The sequence below is a fragment of the Salinicoccus sp. RF5 genome (assembly GCF_020786625.1).
Classification (GTDB): Bacteria; Bacillota; Bacilli; order Staphylococcales; family Salinicoccaceae; genus Salinicoccus.
This window is the reverse complement of the sequence record NZ_JAJGRC010000003.1, coordinates 37737-54203: the sequence shown is the minus strand read 5'-3', so window position 1 is coordinate 54203 and position 16467 is coordinate 37737. Positions and strand designations below refer to the sequence as shown.

General features: G+C 52.3%; 16 protein-coding genes. 7 read left to right on the top strand and 9 right to left on the bottom strand.

Features of this window, described 5'->3' with window-relative positions:
- Window positions 1-108: 108 nt before the first annotated feature.
- Complete coding sequence (locus LLU09_RS09470) at window positions 109-570, bottom strand: DinB family protein (RefSeq protein ID WP_228311525.1); 462 nt, start codon at window positions 568-570, stop codon at window positions 109-111.
- A 153-nt stretch (window positions 571-723) separates the two neighbouring features.
- Here LLU09_RS09470 and LLU09_RS09465 point away from each other — a divergent pair, with 153 nt between their 5' ends.
- Both LLU09_RS09465 and LLU09_RS09460 read left to right on the top strand, forming a co-directional pair.
- Window positions 724-897, top strand: a complete 174-nt coding sequence (locus tag LLU09_RS09465; protein ID WP_170156411.1) for a hypothetical protein — start codon at window positions 724-726, stop codon at window positions 895-897.
- An 80-nt stretch (window positions 898-977) separates the two neighbouring features.
- Window positions 978-2447 (top strand): DHA2 family efflux MFS transporter permease subunit, encoded by a 1470-nt coding sequence (locus LLU09_RS09460; protein ID WP_228311524.1) that lies wholly within the window; start codon window positions 978-980, stop codon window positions 2445-2447.
- A 37-nt stretch (window positions 2448-2484) separates the two neighbouring features.
- Here the strand turns inward: LLU09_RS09460 and LLU09_RS09455 are convergent, their stop codons facing one another.
- Both LLU09_RS09455 and pepT read right to left on the bottom strand, forming a co-directional pair.
- Window positions 2485-3882 (bottom strand): DHA2 family efflux MFS transporter permease subunit, encoded by a 1398-nt coding sequence (locus tag LLU09_RS09455; protein ID WP_228311523.1) that lies wholly within the window; start codon window positions 3880-3882, stop codon window positions 2485-2487.
- 92 nt (window positions 3883-3974) lie between these two features.
- Complete coding sequence (pepT, locus tag LLU09_RS09450; protein WP_228311522.1) at window positions 3975-5201, bottom strand: peptidase T; 1227 nt, start codon at window positions 5199-5201, stop codon at window positions 3975-3977.
- A 111-nt stretch (window positions 5202-5312) separates the two neighbouring features.
- On the opposite strand from pepT, the gene LLU09_RS09445 reads away from it, so the two are divergent.
- Entirely contained in the window at window positions 5313-6359 is a 1047-nt protein-coding gene (locus LLU09_RS09445) for an LLM class flavin-dependent oxidoreductase (protein WP_228311521.1), read from the top strand.
- Between the two features lie 47 nt (window positions 6360-6406).
- Here the strand turns inward: LLU09_RS09445 and LLU09_RS09440 are convergent, their stop codons facing one another.
- Both LLU09_RS09440 and LLU09_RS09435 read right to left on the bottom strand, forming a co-directional pair.
- Entirely contained in the window at window positions 6407-6919 is a 513-nt protein-coding gene (locus LLU09_RS09440; protein WP_228311520.1) for a GNAT family N-acetyltransferase, read from the bottom strand.
- 21 nt (window positions 6920-6940) lie between these two features.
- Complete coding sequence (locus LLU09_RS09435) at window positions 6941-8002, bottom strand: D-alanine--D-alanine ligase family protein (RefSeq protein ID WP_228311519.1); 1062 nt, start codon at window positions 8000-8002, stop codon at window positions 6941-6943.
- 454 nt (window positions 8003-8456) lie between these two features.
- Between LLU09_RS09435 and LLU09_RS09430 the strand changes: the two genes are divergently transcribed.
- Window positions 8457-9308, top strand: a complete 852-nt coding sequence (locus LLU09_RS09430) for a prephenate dehydratase (protein WP_228311518.1) — start codon at window positions 8457-8459, stop codon at window positions 9306-9308.
- A gap of 57 nt (window positions 9309-9365) precedes the next feature.
- Window positions 9366-10262: a cation diffusion facilitator family transporter gene (locus LLU09_RS09425; protein ID WP_228311517.1), complete on the top strand. Its 897-nt coding sequence runs from the start codon at window positions 9366-9368 to the stop codon at window positions 10260-10262.
- Window positions 10263-10302: 40 nt separating this feature from the next.
- Here the strand turns inward: LLU09_RS09425 and LLU09_RS09420 are convergent, their stop codons facing one another.
- The 3 genes from LLU09_RS09420 to LLU09_RS09410 form a co-directional block, all read right to left on the bottom strand.
- Entirely contained in the window at window positions 10303-13314 is a 3012-nt protein-coding gene (locus LLU09_RS09420) for an efflux RND transporter permease subunit (protein WP_228311516.1), read from the bottom strand.
- 85 nt (window positions 13315-13399) lie between these two features.
- A complete protein-coding gene (locus tag LLU09_RS09415) occupies window positions 13400-13555 on the bottom strand; it encodes a hypothetical protein (protein ID WP_228311515.1) in 156 nt (51 codons plus the stop codon).
- Window positions 13556-13742: 187 nt separating this feature from the next.
- Window positions 13743-14321: a nitroreductase family protein gene (locus LLU09_RS09410; protein ID WP_228311514.1), complete on the bottom strand. Its 579-nt coding sequence runs from the start codon at window positions 14319-14321 to the stop codon at window positions 13743-13745.
- 119 nt (window positions 14322-14440) lie between these two features.
- Here LLU09_RS09410 and LLU09_RS09405 point away from each other — a divergent pair, with 119 nt between their 5' ends.
- The gene (locus LLU09_RS09405; protein ID WP_228311513.1) at window positions 14441-15361 is read left to right on the top strand and encodes a DMT family transporter; all 921 of its coding nucleotides are present in this window, start codon (window positions 14441-14443) and stop codon (window positions 15359-15361) included.
- Between the two features lie 226 nt (window positions 15362-15587).
- Here LLU09_RS09405 and LLU09_RS09400 read toward each other — a convergent pair whose 3' ends face one another.
- The gene (locus tag LLU09_RS09400) at window positions 15588-15995 is read right to left on the bottom strand and encodes a DUF805 domain-containing protein (protein ID WP_228311512.1); all 408 of its coding nucleotides are present in this window, start codon (window positions 15993-15995) and stop codon (window positions 15588-15590) included.
- Between the two features lie 121 nt (window positions 15996-16116).
- On the opposite strand from LLU09_RS09400, the gene LLU09_RS09395 reads away from it, so the two are divergent.
- Window positions 16117-16467, top strand: coding sequence for a DoxX family protein (locus LLU09_RS09395; protein WP_200887922.1), 351 nt, complete (start codon window positions 16117-16119; stop codon window positions 16465-16467).

Sequence of the window (16467 nt, the reverse complement as noted above, 5' to 3'; positions counted from 1 at the left end):
GAGCCGGGGGTTTTTTCATACATAAGTCTTACCTTAAAGATACTATAAATCCAATTCAAAATGAACATCATAATTTACCCATCAAAAAAGAGCATCTTGCGATGCTCCTTATTGGTTCTCCAGTACCCGTTTCATTTCCTGTACTTTCCCGACATGCATGGCTTCATGGATGATCATGAAAGCGAACTGCTCCCTGCGGGTCGTCATTCCCATGAATTCCCGGGGCAGATCCTCATCCAGCACTGCTTCATCCAGATCTTCAAGACGCTCCGGCTGCCCTTTCAGCAGCGCTTCAATTTCATCGGTCGCTGGTGTCTCACCGTCAAAATCGTCGGGACTCGTACCGAATCCAAAATATTTCTGATAACGCTTGGACGTATCAGTGTTCTTGTCGGTCAATGCAGCGGTCACCATCTCCATCATTCCTGCAATATGTCCAAGCTGCCAGTGGATGCTGTTCGGAAATCCTTCAGGGATGATATGCATGTCTTCCTCTTCCATTCCCTCGAACAGATCCAATGTCCATCCTCTTGTCTTTTCAAGTTCAAATAACAGAAGTTCCTTACTCATAAACAATCTCCCTCCGTAATTTTAATCCATTATCCCTGTACCCTGATTTCAGCATTTCATTCATCAGACGGTCCGTGAAGTGCAGTCCGCTTTGATGGACATCCGCCCCTTCGGAAAGTTATATTCGACATAATAAACAATGGAGGTAAAATTATGACACGCCTACTGCTGAACCTGGTGCTCATGGGCATCATCACGCTCGCAATCTACTGGCTCATCACTGCATTCGTGCCGACGATGGGCACCTACGCCATCCCGATCTCACTACTTCTCGGCATCACGCTCGGATTCTTCATCTACATCACAATAGACAATAGGATCGGATGATATAAAGTGCAAAATCCTTGATTGTTTCGAAAATCGGAATATAATAGTAATATTGATTTTAAAGAAACAGAGGTATCTGCATGGAAACAACCGAAAAATCTGCGCCGGACTACCGTCTTATCGTCATATTGCTCTCCGGCGCCTTTGTCGCACTGCTCTCCAATACGTTCCTGAATGTCGCCCTGCCATCCATCAAGGATGACTTCGGCATCACCACTTCCACCGTCCAGTGGGTCTCCACAGCATATATGCTCATCAGCGGCATCGTCATACCGACCACCGCCTTCCTGATGCAGAGATTCAGTGCCAGGAAACTTTTCCTGGCAGCGATGCTGCTCTTCCTCTCCGGTACACTGATCGCAGGTTTTTCACCGACCTTCCCAGTGCTGATCCTGGGCCGCATGGTCCAGGCATCCGGATCGGCCATCCTCATGCCGCTGCTGATGAATGTCATGATTACAAGCTTCCCCCCGGAACGACGGGGCACAGCGATGGGACTGTTCAGCCTGGTCATGTTCTTTGCGCCAGCCATCGGTCCAACCCTCTCCGGATTCATCGTGCAGAGCTACTCCTGGAATTACCTGTTCTTCATCATGGTACCCGTACTTCTTGTCGTGCTCAGCATCGGATGGTTCAAGCTGCCTGAGACGGACACCGGGTATTCCACCAGAATCGACATTCCATCCGTCATACTGTCCACCTTCGGCTTCGGCGGCATTCTGTACGGCTTCAGTTCCGCAGGGAACAGCGGGTGGCTGAGGGCGGATGTCATATTCGCCCTGCTCGTCGGTTTCATCGCCGTATTTTTCTATATCCGGAAGCAGACGCGCATGCGTGAACCGATGCTCGATTTTTCGGTATACAAGTTCCCCATGTTCACACTGTCCTCCCTGCTGATCGGCACAATGAACATGGCCCTTTTCTCCGGGATGATCCTCATGCCGATATACCTCCAGGATATCCAAGGAATCTCCCCGCTCGAAACGGGTCTCCTACTTCTGCCGGGGGCGCTGATCATGGGGTTCATGAGTCCGGTCTCCGGAAAGCTCTTCGACATATTCGGCCCGAGGAACCTCGCCATAGTCGGACTCGTCCTGACCGTCTCGACGACATTCTTCTTCAGCCGGCTCACCTTTGATACGAGCTATACATTCCTAATCATGCTCTATTCGATCCGTGCATTCGGCATGACGCTCGTCATGACACCTGTGATGACGAACGGCATGAATCAGTTGACGCCGAAGCTGACACCACACGGCTCTTCCATCAACAGCATGCTGAACCAGGTGTCCGGCGCCATCGGCACGGCACTCCTGATCACCATCATGCAGAACACGATGAATGCAAGGCTCGCAGGCGTCTCCCAGCCGGATGCGATGATGATGGACCAGGCGATGCTCGACGGCATCAACTTCGCCTTCCTGATAGCCACCCTGCTGCTTGCTGTCGCCCTCGGCCTGTCATTCTTCCTGAAACGCGTCACGACCGATGAAGTCCTCGGGGACTCGATGACGAAAGCACGGCCGATAGAACCTGCAGAAGAGAAATGAAAAAATCGCTGATCCATTTTATGGATCAGCGATTTTTTTAGTCGTGTGATACCGGCTTCCTCAGTGTTAATGAAAGCAGCAGGCCGATGAGTGAAATGATGGCCGCTGCAAGGAAGGCCGTGTTCACCCCATTGATCATGCCCTGCATCCCTTCTGATGGATTGGCGGTATGGGTCATGATCGATACGAGCAGGGCTGTGCCGACCGCCCCTGCAATCTGGCGCATCGTATTGTTCATGGCTGTACCGTGCGGTACGAGCTTTGGAGACAGCTGGTTCAATCCGGCTGTCGTCACCGGCATCATCACCATCGCCACACCGAGCATTCTGAAGACATTGACGGTCGCCAGATAGGTGAAGCTGGTGTCCACTGTAATCATCGTGAACAAGTATGTCGTAATCGTCACGAGGCTGAGGCCGATGATTGCGAGCCATCTTGCCCCGAACATGTCGAAGAGCTTTCCGGTCACCGGGCTCATCGAACCCATGACCAATGCCCCCGGCAGCAGCATCAGTCCGGATTCAAGCGGCGAGAATCCCATCATATCCTGCATCAGGATCGGCAGGATGACAGCCCCGCCGATCATGGACATGAAGACGACCATGCCGAGGCCCGTCGTCAGCGCGAATATCTTGTCCTGGAAGACCTTGAATTCGAGGATCGGCTGTTCGAGCTTCTGCTGGCGCATGATGAACAGGAACAGGGTCACTGCACCCAGTGCGAGTGAACCAAGCACCGGTGTACTCAGCCAGCCGCTGCTGCCTGCGACGCTGAAGCCATAGAGCAGTCCACCGAACCCGAAGGTGGACAGGATGATCGATGGAATGTCGAGCTTCGGATTCGTACGCTCCGTCACATTCCTAAGTATGAAATAGGCGACGATCAGGTCGATGATGACGATCGGTATGATGATGAAGAAGAGGCCTCTCCAAGGGTAGCTCTCGACGAACCAGCCGGACAATGTCGGGCCGATGGCCGGCGCGAAACCGATGACCAAACCGAACATGCCCATCGCCGTCCCCCGCTTCTCAAGCGGATAGATCAGGAAGATGATCGTCTGCATCAGCGGCATGATTATGCCTGCCCCCGAGGCCTGGAGTATCCTTCCGACCAACAGGATCTCAAAGCCTGGTGCGAGCCCGCAGACGAGTGTACCGAACCCGAAAAGGCCCATCGCCGTAAAGAATAGTGACCGCGTCGTAAACTTCCCTATCAGGAATGCGGTAATCGGAATCATGATGCCGTTGACCAGCATGAATACCGATTGGAGCCACTGGGCTACATCCGCTTCAATCTCCAGATCCTCCATGATCGGTGGTATGGCTGTAGCCAGCAGCGTCTGGTTCAGGATGGCTGCGAATGCACCGGATATAAGGACAGCCATCAACGGTAATCTTTTGACGGTTGATGGGGACTGCTGTTCACTAGCTGACATAAAAAATCCTTCTTTCTATATATAAAACGAAACAATATTATATTTCCAAAAACAGCATATACAATATTGCCTCAACGGAAGATAAATATCAACTACTTCCGCTCGGCTGCATTGCGGGAAATTTCAGTGATGACTTTGACCGCCTTCTCCATATTGTCTATGGAAATGTATTCGAACTTCCCGTGGAAATTTTCGCCGCCTGTAAATATGTTTGGGGTCGGGAGTCCTTTGTAGGAGAGCTGGGAACCGTCCGTGCCGCCCCTGACCGGTATGATCACCGGTGTGATATCGAGGGCTTCCATCGCCTGCTTGGCATACTCGACTATTTCCATGCGGGGTTCGATCCGATCACGCATGTTGTAGTATTGGTCATTCATTTCCAGTATCACCCGGTCTTCTCCGTACTGCGCCTTCAGTGCATCGGCATGGGCGGCCATCTGGTCTTTCCGGTCCTCGAATGCCGACTTGTCGAAATCCCTGATGATGAAATTCACTTCCGTCTTCTCCACGTCCCCGTTGATGTTGATCAGATGGAAGAACCCTTCATACCCTTCCGTATGCTCGGGGGTATCCGCGGCATCGAAGCGGGTGATGAATTCGGCGGCCATCCTTCCTGCATTCACCATCTTGTTCTTGGCCGTGCCGGGGTGGACACTGTTGCCGATGAAGGTCACTTTCGCAGCTGCTGCATTGAAACTCTCATACTGGAGTTCGCCGAGCGGGCCTCCATCCACCGTATAGGCGAAATCGGCCCCGAAGCGCTCGACATCGAAGTGGTGCGGCCCCCGTCCGATTTCCTCATCCGGAGTGAAGGCCACCCTTATCTTCCCATGCTTCACTTCGGGGTGGTCGATGAGATATTCCATCGCCGTCATGATTTCAGCGATGCCGGCCTTATTGTCGGCCCCGAGAAGCGTGGTACCATCCGTAGTCATGAGTGTATGCCCGCTGTAGCCTCCAAGTTCCGGGAACTGTTCCGGAGTAAGTATGACGCCGAGTGCTTCATTGAGTACGATTTCTCCACCATCATAGTCGATTACCTGTGGATTGACATTCTTGCCCGTAAAATCCGTGGCGGTATCGACATGGGCGAGGAAGCCGATGACCGGTGCATCTTCGGCATTCGCAGGGAGGGTCGCCATCAGATAGCCGTTCTCATCCGTCTCCACTTCCTCCATCCCGAGCGCCTTCAATTCTTCTTCGAGCAGACGGATCAGATCCCACTGCTTGTATGTAGAAGGGACGGCTTCGCTTGAAGCGTCGGATTGGGTATCGATTTTGGCATATCTTGCAAGTCTTTCGATCAGTTGAGTGCGCAATTCATTCATCTCCTATGTTTTTTCTTTATTTTACCATATCCCCGGGCGGTTCTTCAGAAGTAAAAAAGATTCAATGGTAGAATGGAGGCAATATGATAAGGGAGGAATCTTATGGAACTTGGAATCAGTACTTTTGCAGAAACATTGCCGGACCCCCATACAGGCGAGACGATCACCCACGCTGAAAGACTTCGGGACATCATCGAGGAGATGGAGATGGCGGATAAGGTGGGCCTCGATGTCTATGCCGTCGGGGAGCACCACCGCTCAGATTATGCCGTCTCCGCCCCTGAAGTCATACTGGCGGCGGGCGCCGCACGCACCAGCAGCATCAGGCTATCCAGTGCAGTGACTGTCCTCTCATCCGATGATCCGGTGAGGGTCCACGAGAGGTTTGCGATGCTGGATGGCATCTCCGGCGGCCGGGCGGAGATCATGGCAGGCAGAGGGTCCTTCATCGAATCATTCCCTCTGTTCGGATACGATCTGAATGATTATGATGAACTGTTCGAAGAGAAGCTCGAACTGCTGCTCCAGCTCCAGAAGGGTGGGCCCATCCATTGGGAGGGGAAACACCGGGCGCCGATCAATGGCCTCGAAGTATTCCCAAGGCCTGAACAGACGGAGATGCCAATATGGATCGCAAGCGGAGGCACCCCGGATTCCACTGTAAGAGCAGGAAAACTCGGACTCCCGATTGCCCTCGCCATCATTGGCGGCAGCCCCCGGAATTTCGCCCCGCTTGTCGAACTGCACAAGCAGACGGCAGCACATGCAGGGCACCGCATCGAATCCCTCGGCATCGCCTCCCACAGCCATGGCTTCGTGTGGGACACGGATGAAGAGGCCGCAGACCTGTTCTTCCCATCGACCCAGCAGGGAATGAACAAGATCGGTTCTGAACGCGGCTGGGGGAACTATACGAGACGAAGCTTCGATATTGCGCGCTCGGAAAATGGTGCGCTCTACTGTGGCAGTCCGGAGACGGTTGCCAGGAAGATCATCGACTTGAGGAAGAATGTCGGCATCAAGCGGTTCCTGTTGCACACCCCGCTCGGCACGATGCCCCACGACCAGGTCATGAAATCCATCCGCCTGTTCGGAGAAGAGGTCGCCCCCATCGTGAGGGATGAAATTGCACAGTGGGAAGGCAGATAGACTGAAAAATGCGCCACCTCGTGACGAGGCGGCGCATTTTTCATATATCATATGAGTTGCCTGAGATCATCAAAGCCATATACCAGTTCTGCATGGACGGTGCTGCCGATCGTCGTCTCTTCCTTGCCGATCTTATGCCCACCAAGCTTTTCATAGAACCCGCATGCCGGATTCTCTTCAAGTACCGCTATGACCATCTTTTCAAAACCGCGGTCCAGAAGGTCGCCGGCCACCGCCTCAACCAGCTGCCTGCCCCCACCGTTCTGCTGGGCTGATTCATAGAGATAGATGGCATAGAGTTCACCATCATATCCGATGTATTCCCCGGAACGCTCGGGGCCGCCGATCGCGAAGCCGACGACTTCTCGCCCATCCTCAAGCAGGAATATCGGGTTCTCCTCGATGGCACGGGTCCATATGTTCTCCCGGTCCCCATAGCTCAAATTCTCCAGATAGTCTTCATCTATGATGCCGCTATAGGTCGTCCGCCAGCTGTCGACCTGCACTTTCGCGATGGCAGATGCATCAACGGCATCTGCTTTTCTCAGATTGAATTTCATATGTCCATCCCCCTTTGGATTTTACAGCAGATCCGTCTTCAATTGGGTGTTCAGCTGATGGCGCTCGACCGCCAGCTCAACCAGACGGTCCAGCAATTCAGGATAGCTGATGCCTGACGCTTCAAGCAGTTTCGGATACATGCTGATGCTGGTGAAGCCCGGAAGTGTATTGACCTCGTTGACGATGACTGCGCCGTCCTCTGCCAGGAAGACATCCACCCGCGCCATGCCTTCACAGTCGAGGGCCCTATAGACATCATACGCAGTCTGGCGTATCTTTTCGGCGACCGGCTGTTCGAGCCTTGCCGGGATCTCCAGTGCCGCACCGCTCTCATCGATGTATTTCGATTCGTAGGAGTAGAAATCGGTGTTCGCAACGATTTCACCAGGTACGGAGACGGTCAGATCCGTATTGCCGAGGACCGAAACTTCTATTTCGCGGCCCTGTACGGCACTTTCGACCATCACCTTCGTGTCGAATTCGAATGCCAGCGCAATCGCCTCATGGAACGACTGTTCATCCGTCACTTTCGATACCCCGACGGAAGACCCCTGGTTCACCGGTTTGACGAACATCGGCAGGCCGAGTTCCGCCTCCACTGCGCTGTAATCGACCTGGTCCCTGTCCTCATGCCGGAAGACCATCCAGTCCGCCACGTTTATGCCTTCAAGCTTCAGCAGGCGCTTCGCCATATCCTTGTCCATGCATACTGCTGAGCTTCTCACGTTGCAGCCGGCGTATGGGACGCCGACCATTTCAAGCACACCCTGGACGATGCCATCCTCCCCGGCCGTCCCATGAAGGATCGGCAGTATGGCATCAAAATGGTGCATCCCGCCTTCGGAGACGAACTGCTGGGATGGCAGGATGGAAAGGCGGTGGCCGTTCTCCTTGTCCACCACCGCTTCAATCCGTTCCGACTGGTCCGCCAGCAGCCACTCCCCCTGCTTTGATATATAGATCAGGTGGATGGTGTACTTTTTCCTGTCGAGTGCACCCAGTACACTTTCGGCAGAGCGCATGGACACCTCATGCTCAGTCGACTGTCCACCGTATAATATTCCCAAATTCAATTTTTCCATGTTAACACTCCCAGATCGAGATTTTCATTGTTTGCAAGTCTTCATGCACCAATGGAATGGTACTCCTATATTATCACAGAGCACCTTGCACTTCCCTCAATAAAATGTACAGCATGATAAAAAAATTGAATTATATGACTAAATATATTGACAATTCAAAATTTAATTGATAGGATTGGACACAACTTAAAGGAATTGGGTGATTCATATGGACAGCACATATTATGGAACTCAATTGAATACCTTTTTCTTCAGCTATTTTAGATAGCGTCTATATTCCATCGTGGATATAGGCGGACTGTATCTATGATGGCTGATTTGAATGAGAATTTTCATTCTTGGCCATTTAAGGAATCTAAATGGCTGGGATTTTTATTTTTATGGACCATTTGGGTTTCTCTTTTGAAAAGAGTAGTCCAGGTGGTCTTTTATTTTATGATTGGGAGTGGTAAAGATGCTGATCGGATATCAAGGTGTAGAAGGATCATATAGTGAAATGGCGTGCGGGACTTTCGCAGAGGACGGAGCATATGAAATGAAGGGGTACCCCACATTCAAGGCGCTAGTCGACGACTTGATGCGGGACCGGGTCGATTACATCGCCCTCCCGGTCGAGAACTCCACGAGCGGTCCGATCACACGGACGATCGACCTGATGAAATACCTCGAAGTGGATGCGGTGGAGGAGATCTATGTCAAGATCGACCATGCACTCATCACCAAAGGGCCGGTCCCGCTCGACGAACTGACCGAAGTCTATTCCCATCCGGAAGCGCTCGAACAATGCTACGGCTACCTGAGCGGCCATCCGCACCTCACGGTCCGTGAATATTCGGACACGGCCGATGCGGTCAGGATGGTCAAGGCTTCCGACGACCATACAGTCGCAGCCATCGCCGGCAGCCATGCCGCCGAGATGTACGGCATGCATGTGGCACGGGAGAACATCAGCGACAATCCATACAACACCACACGGTTCCTCTTCTTCAGAAAGGCGGAGAAGCCACGGCTGAAGAACACGAACAAGACATCACTCTACATCGAGACCGACCACAGCACAGGCTCACTGAATGAAATACTCAACATTTTCAGCAGTCACGGCATCAACCTGCTGAACCTGACTTCACGGCCGATACAGCACAAACCATTCTCCTACGGATTCTTCATCGATGTCGAAAAGGGTGCCGACGAGACGTTGAGCGGGGCACTCGAAGACATAGGGGAAGTCAGCAAGTACATCAATATCCTCGGCACCTACCATAAGGGCAAGATCCCCTCCTACGAAGGCGCCCTCGTAAACGAATAGGAATCCCTGCCCTTTCTTGTGTATAATGGACTCAACTACACAGGAGAGGGTTTAAATATGAACGAAAACACTGCCCAAAAAATGATCATGGCCTCCATTGTAGGCGCCCTTGCATTTGCAGCACTCGGCATCATCTGGGGCCTTTATGCCGACAGCCAGATGATCCAGTTCGACGGCTACTACTCATTCATCAGCGTCCTGCTGTCCATGATCTCGATGATGGCACTCCGCTTCATCTCGAAGGAGGACCCTGAACGCTTCCCCTTCGGCAAGGAAAGTTTCATCCCTTTGACCATCGTCATCAAATACTTCGGCATACTGGTCCTCATCCTGATTTCCCTCGTCCAGGCCTTCATCGCCCTGTTCTCGGGCGGCAATGCCATGTCGATGGGATCGGGCGTGCTCTATGCCCTCATATCCGCCGTCGGGTGCTATGCCGCCTACGCCTATTTCAAATCCAGGGGACAAGGTGACGCACTCATCACTGCCGAGATGAACCAGTGGCGCATGGATGCCCTGCTCAGCATCGGTGTACTGGCTGGCTTCCTAATCGGATGGCTCCTGAGCCTGACCTTCATGGAGCCGATAGTCCCTTTCATCGACCCGGTCATGGTGATCCTCGTTGCCGGGTACTTCATCAAAGTCCCCCTGTCCGAGCTGTATGCATCACTCAGGGAACTGCTGGAAATGGCACCTGAACGTCCCATCGCCGAAGCGGTCGAGACGCAGGTCCTCCATATCCGTAAGTTTCATGGTTTCCAAGATCACGCACTCAGGCTGCAGAAGATGGGCACCAAACTCTACATCGAAGTCGACTTCATCGTCCCCATCGAGGATGACCTCACCATATACGAACAGGACAGGATCCGCCAGGACCTGAAGCAGCGTCTCCAGAGCCTCACCCTCGATCCCTGGACCACTGTTGTGTTTACGCATGAAAGACAGCAACAGTAAAAATCCCGATGACAGTGTCATCGGGATTTTTCACTTTATTCTAGTTGTTCCTGTACCTCACCTTATAGTAGAGGTAGTAAAGGCTCGGTGTGGCAATCATGGAGAGTATCGTGGAGAATGCAATACCCGCAATGACGGTCACTGCAAGCGGCACGAACAGGACGTCGCCGCTGAAGGCCACCGGTGTCAGAGCGATGATGCTCGTGATGGTGGTCAGCAGGATCGGCTTGAAGCGTGCACGTCCGCTGTCATATATCGCTTCGTGTATATCGAATGCATCGCTCTTCCTCCGGGCTTCGATGAAGTCGAGGAGGACGATGGCATTCCTGACGACGATACCGGATAGTGAAACCATCCCCATGACGCCGAGGAAACTGATCGGCGTCTGGGTGACGAACAGGCCGATGATGCCGCCACTGATGGCAAGGAAGATGCTGAAGACGATGATCAGCGGCATGACGATGGAGTTGAACTCTATCGCTATGACCAGATATACAAGGACGAGTATGATTCCGAAAAGTATACTGATCTCGACAAAGAAGTCCGTCTGATCGGAAGTCTCCCCACCGATGATCATTTCGCTGGTCTCAGGCATTTCGCCACGGAATGCTTCGATCTTCTCTTCTGCAGCTGCTTCATCATCTGCATATACCTTGAGCTCCACCATACGGTCTCCGTTTGTATGATGGATGTACTTGGAACTTTCCGTCTCGGTCTCTTCGACAAAGTCGGTGAGTGGGAATGTCTCCGGCTGTTCACCGGTCATCTTGATGATCTCCACATCTTCTACGCTGTAGTCATTGGAATATTTCAAGGTCGTCTCCCGGTTTTCACCATCGACGATGATGCCCTGGATCGGTATGCCTTCAGAAAGCATGTTCAGCTCATTCTTCACTTGGGAGATGGAGACGCCATTCTCTTCAAGTGCATCATAGTCGATGCTGTAGTTGATCGTAGGCACCAGGTCTCCAATATTCGTCGTCACCAGTGCACCCTCGTCTTCAAGTGTTCTCTGCAGGCTGTTTGCCTGTTCATTTAACTGCTCGAGGTCGGATTCATAAAGCTCCACTGTTATCGGCGCCCCGGCTGGAGGCCCCTGGATGATCGTCTCCATGAATATGGTTGCTTCCGGGAAGGCCTCCCGCACGGGTTCTTCAAACTGGTTGATTGTTTCTGAAGCACTGATCTCTTCCTTATCGATCTGAAGTGCAATCTGTGCAGTATTGGAGCCCGCCTGATCGAGTGATGCGCCGAAGAGATTCGGGAGCCCCGTGCCTGTAAACAGGGAGGCCCCTTCCACATGCGGCATTTCATCGAGCATGTAGTCGAGTACTGCGTTCGCATCTTCATGCGTCTGGTCTATCGTCTGGTCTTCAGCGAAGATCAGATCGACCGTAACTTCCGAGCGGTCCGCTTCCGGGAAGAACTCGAATGGCGTGAACCGGATGAGTCCAAGCGACAGCACACCGATGACCAGCACCGTAAGGAATGTGATGAGTGGGCGCCTGATGATTGCAGGAAGCACCCTGTCCGCATAGAAGTCGCTGCCCTTCGTGAACAGCTTGCCGATCAATCCCGGATGCTCAGGCACTTTCTTGCGTTTGAGCAGATATCGCGCTGCCGGGACGAATGTCAGCGCCAGCACAGTCGATACGACCATCGTCGTGATCAGTATGCTCGGCAGCGCCTTGATGAAGTCCCCGTTCGCTCCGGAGAGCAGCAGCAGCGGAGAGAAGGTGAATACGATCGCCAATGTTGAGGCGATGACGGAAGGTGCCACTTCCTTCACACCATTGTAGACACCGTCAAGACGGTCGTCCCCTAAAGTGAATCTTCTTTCGATGTTGTCGTTGACCACGATCGAATCATCCACCAGTATACCAAGTGCGATGATCAGGCCGATGACTGATATCTGGTTCAGATCGACACCGAACCACGGCACCGGTATGAGGCCGATGATGACGGACAGCACCACAGTCGTCATTACAGTGATCGATCCGAAGAGCGACAGCCCGAGTGAGGCACTGATGATGACGGCAATCAGGGCAATCGCCAATGACATGTACAGCCCGACGAATATATCCTCTACATTTTCCCGTTCGGAAGAAAGTGTAGTGACATCAATCGAATCGGGCAGACCCGATATGCCATCATCCATGACCGCTTCCACATCTTCTGAGACTGAAGGGACATCTTCACCGCTTGAGAGGAAGACGGTGAATGAAATGGCCGGCTCCCCTTCGTATTCGACGATATCTTCAGGAGTAGATGTTACCTCCTCCATTTCTGCGATATCCGGGAGCGGCGTACTGCCCTGACCCACCCGCACCTGTTCCAGTACGGAAAGCGGCGTTTCATCCTGGAAAGACAGACGGATGATATTGCCATCATCCTCTTCCTGGCCAAGGATGACTGGATTCAGCGCGGTTTCTATCTCACCGAGTATTTCGTTCGGGTTGACCTGGGCTTCAGCCATAGCGTCCCGGTCGAGGTTGATTTCATACTCCTGGTCAGTATAGCCCTTGACCGTGACACCGCTGATGCCTTCCATCTGGGACACTTCCCTTTCAAGCGTCTCCAGGTCGCCCCTTATCTCATCCAGTTCCCCACGCTCTTCAGCATGGAACTGATAGCTCAAAATCGGGAATGTATTGCTGACGGACTGCACTTCCGGATCGGCCGCATTCTCGGGGAGTTCTCCGGAAAGTCCACCGAGGAGATTATTCACTTCATTTAGGACATCCTTCGTCTCGACCGAATTGGCAATCTCCAGCGTCAGCACGGAAACATCATCCTGGGAAACGGATGACACGCTATCGACCCCGTCCACACTGAATATTTCCGCTTCTATAATTTCCGTTATGTTCGATTCGACATCACTCTTGTCCGCCCCAGGCCATGGAGTCGTTACGTTGATCAGATTGACTTCCGTCTCTGGTATTTCACGCTGCTCGATCGTCAAAAATGTATAGATTCCAAATACTGAAACCGCAAATACCAAGATGATGAACAAAAGGCTGCGCTCCATGATCATCCCGAATAGCTTTTTCATCCACTTCCCTCTTTCCTGAACATTTATATTTCATTATACCCCATAATACACCTTAAAAATGAAGCCTGCCAGAAGACAGGCTTCATTATAATTCACTGCTGTAGCTGAAGTAGACCCCTGTTACGAACAACAGGAAAACTGCCGCATAGCCAAGCACTGCATATTGATCCGGTATGACCGTCTGCAGGCCGACCATGGTCAGGAAACCCAGCAGATAGCATATAGCCGCAGCATATTTCATTTCCAATCCTCCAAATCCGCTGTACCGTCCGGCCTGATGCCGCCACTATAGTATGAGTGCCAGTATGAACAGCACGATCAGGACGACTACAACGATATAGATGATATTTCTCATACTCTACCTCCTCCAGGTACGCAATTAGTACATTATACCCGGATTTTGGTGGTGATAGCGCCCATAGCTCAGTTTACTCATCCGCTTCAAGCCATGTCGTCTTTTCCTGGAACGGTGTGCGCTTTGCATTATCCTTCACCACATCAGGTTCGCCGAGGAACACGAGACCCAGTATCTCTTCCTGTTCCCCCAGGTTGAAATACGCCTTGACCTTCGGTGTGTTGTAGATCGGTCCGCTCCTCCATATGGAGCCGAGGCCCATCTCATGTGCAGCAAGGAGCATATTCTGTGTCGCTGCTGCTACTGCACAGACATCTTCGGTATAGATGGCTTTCGGATTGTCGTCAGGTGAAAGTGCGACCACAATGACTGTCGGTGCAGCAAAAGGTTTCCTGCTGATCTTTTCGATCCGCTTCATCCCCGTCTCGGATTCCGGGTCCTCGACACGGCCATGTGCCACTTCCTTCAATACACGGGACAGCGGATTCCGTCCTTCCCCGCTGAGCACGAAGAATTTCCACGGCTCCGTATGATGATGGTTCGGCGCCCATGTAGCCGCCTCGAGTATCCTTTCAATCTTGTCCCGCTCCACCGGGGTGTCCTTCAGTTTGGGAATGCTGCGACGGTTCTTTATTGCTTCAAAGACTTCCATTTCCATTGCTCCTATACTATGTATTATAATGACTAATTATAGGTTACCAAACTTTGATGATGCTTTACAAAGCAAATGACAATAATTATCAACTACATTTTCCGGAAGGAGGTTCCACATTGATATTCCTGCTGATCCTCGGCATCTTTGCCGGCATGCTCGTCCCTCTACAGACTTCAGTGAACAGCCGCCTTTCCCTATTCACGAAATCGCTGATACTCGCCTCTTTCTACTCCTTCCTCACAGGAACGCTTCTGCTGGTGCTCATCAACCTTATCGTGAATCCTGGAAAATTGGCGCCGGACTTCCTGCTGTCCGGTGACTTCTCTTACATATGGTTCACCGGCGGCCTGCTCGGCGTCGTCTACCTGACGGGAAATATGATACTGCTGCCCCGCATCGGCGCTGCGCTCACCGTCATCATGACGGTGGCCGGCCAGATGGTCATCGGGCTCTTCATCGATACGTTCGGCTGGTTTGAAGCACCCGTACAGCCGCTCAACGCCTACCGCATCATCGGCATCATCGTAATGATCGGGGGCATCATCTTCATGAACTATAAGAAGCGGAGCGCCCGTGTTGCCGGGAACCGTTCGAACGGATGGCTCCTGCTCGGCCTGTTCACCGGTGCCCTGCCCCCGATACAGACGGCAATCAACAGTGCGCTCAGGTACGAAGTTTCATCCTTCTTCCTCGCTTCGCTGATCTCCTTCTCGGTCGGTACACTGGCACTGCTCATCCTGTCCCTCATCAGCGCACGCCGGCTGAGCCTCTCGTTTTTCGTTGAAGGGGCAGGACAGCTGAAATGGTGGCACCTTGCCGGCGGGCCGCTCGGCGCCGTCTATGTCACAACCAATATCATACTGATGCCCCACCTGGGTGCAACACTGACACTGATGAGCGTGATATTCGGGCAGATGCTGATCGGGCTTGCCATCGATCATTTCGGTCTTTTCGGCACACACCGCCATCCCGTGGATACAAGACGGATCTTAGGCGGCGTGCTGATCCTTACGGGCATCATGCTGCTGCAGATATAAAAAAACAAGTGGAGTATGCCTACTCCACTTCCCTGTCTTTTGACGTATCGTTATTCATTTTATAAACACAGTAGCCAAAGCCGCCCGCTGTTGCCAAAGCAATGAATTGCAGCAGAAATTCTGTCAGATTCGCTTCCATCTCCGTCTCCCCTTCTAAAAATGTTAAGCGAATTATAGCACAGGATGAAAGTGTTTTCACTAGGAAATTTTTATATTCCTAAAATTTTTATCGGATCGGCTTCCTGCCATATTTGTTGTCCCCATCACTCGGCATCAATGAGAATACGAGGCCAAGGATGTTTACGCCTGCAATGACGGCGATGGCAGCTGTCTTCATCCACTTTTTTGCGGGCTTCACGAAGACGACCGGGAGGAGCAGGAAGGACAGTGCCTGCGGCACCTGATACCAGCCTGTGATGCCGGCGTCCTGATAACGCCGTGCCGTCACACTTAATGATGGGATCATGACGACTGCCGTAAATGCCCCCTCCAGCGGGTTCTCTTCTCCGCCTTTTCGGCCCACCAGTGCACCGACTCCTGCGAGGATGAGATTCGGTATCCAGTACTCCCTGCGGGTCGCCCTGCCCCTGAACTGGAATGCTTTCTTGAAAAATCTTATGAAATATTTGAACATGTGCTTCCGCTCCTTCTGGTTGGATTCCTCCCCGATTATACATCAGCGGCCGGTCATGTTTCCATTGCGCGGATCGCGGGGATATGGAAGGGTACAAAGCTATAGGAAGAAGGATATGAAAATGAAAAGGATAATTATGGGCACCATCTTCATCATCGCCGGCGTTGCGCATTTCCTGAAACCGGAAAAGTTCGCCAATATCACACCACGTTTCCTTCCATTCAGGACATTCATCGCATACTTCACCGGTGTGGTTGAACTGTTGTTCGGCATGCTTCTGCTGACCCGGAAAGTGACGAACTGGCAGCTCGGGGCCATGCAGAAGTTCCTTTGGGCGGTCTTCCCCGCCAACATATACATGTATACGCATCAGGACAAACTTGGCATTTCCCATCTGCCGGACTGGGCGCTTCTCGGCAGGCTCCCCCTTCAGAAGGTCATGTCCGATACGCTTGAAGACATGAAAAGATAG